This is a genomic window from Sphaerochaeta sp. S2, from assembly GCF_016406725.1.
In the GTDB taxonomy this organism is placed as follows: Bacteria; Spirochaetota; Spirochaetia; order Sphaerochaetales; family Sphaerochaetaceae; genus Sphaerochaeta.
Window position 1 is genome coordinate 1 of the sequence record NZ_JAEKNT010000100.1, and the last position, 1,014, is coordinate 1,014.

Annotated in this window: 1 protein-coding gene; it reads right to left on the reverse strand. The window is 48.7% G+C overall.

From position 1 onward, the window contains the following. Nucleotides 1-150: 150 nt before the first annotated feature. Nucleotides 151-1,014: recombinase family protein (locus JF818_RS02940; RefSeq protein WP_198890494.1), on the reverse strand; the 864-nt coding region annotated here is incomplete at its 5' end.

A 1,014-nucleotide genomic window follows, 5' to 3' on the forward strand; every position in this document is an offset into this window, starting at 1 on the left:
ATGCAAGTATTTGCTTTGTAAACACTTATTTATTCGTTATTTTACCAGTTTTTCAGGATTTTTTATTAATTTAGACTACTCAATTTCGTCAATTTTTACCAAAGATATGCACACTCGCATTTTCAACAATACCGTTGATTATTATGCCATTTAGTTTTGGGGTTCGGGGGTTTTCTTCGTTTTTGTTACAGCCTTCTTGGAGCTGTAATGGGTGCTCTTTCTGACCTTTTTCCCGTGCTCATCAATCTCGATGTTGGAGCGTTTCGCCTTCAGTTTCTGCACGCGATTGAACTGTCGTTCATGGATGATGGGGATGTGATGGTTGCGTGACCGGTGGACCTCGAACGGGTCACGGGCTTTTCTCTTGGTGGAAGGGAACTCTGCAGACTCTGTCTCTCCATAGACTGAGGTGCCGGTATATTTCTCGTTGGTGAGGATGTTCTCGATCGTCTTCACCGGCCATTTCTTCTTACCCGTTGGTGAGGGAACCTTGAGGGCTTCCAGTTCCTTCTTGATCCTCACGATACTCCAGCCTTGCTCGTACCAATCAAAGATCTTCAGGACTATCCTGGCCTCAGCGATGTTGAGGATGAGTCCTTCCTCCTCATTACGATCATACCCATAGCACCTGCGGGAGAATGCCGGGGAGTCAGGATCCATGGTGCTTCTTCGAAGACCCCACTTGATGTTCTCGCTCTTGTTCTCACTCTCAGCCTGGGCTATACCCGCATGGAGTGTAAGCAGCAACTCCCCTGCCTGGCTGAGGAGGTGTATCTGCTCGTTGTAGAAAAAGACATCCACCTTCAGCTCTTTGAGACGCCTGAGCGTCACCAGAAAATCAACGCAGTTGCGTCCGAAGCGGCTGATGGACTTGGTGTAGATCATATCAATCTTCCCCGCCTCACAGTCGGCCAGCAGGCTCTGGAAGCCAGGACGCGAGCTGATGGTCCTACCAGACTTGATGTCGGTATAGGTACCGACATATTCCCAAGCGGGATTATCCAGGATGTCCTC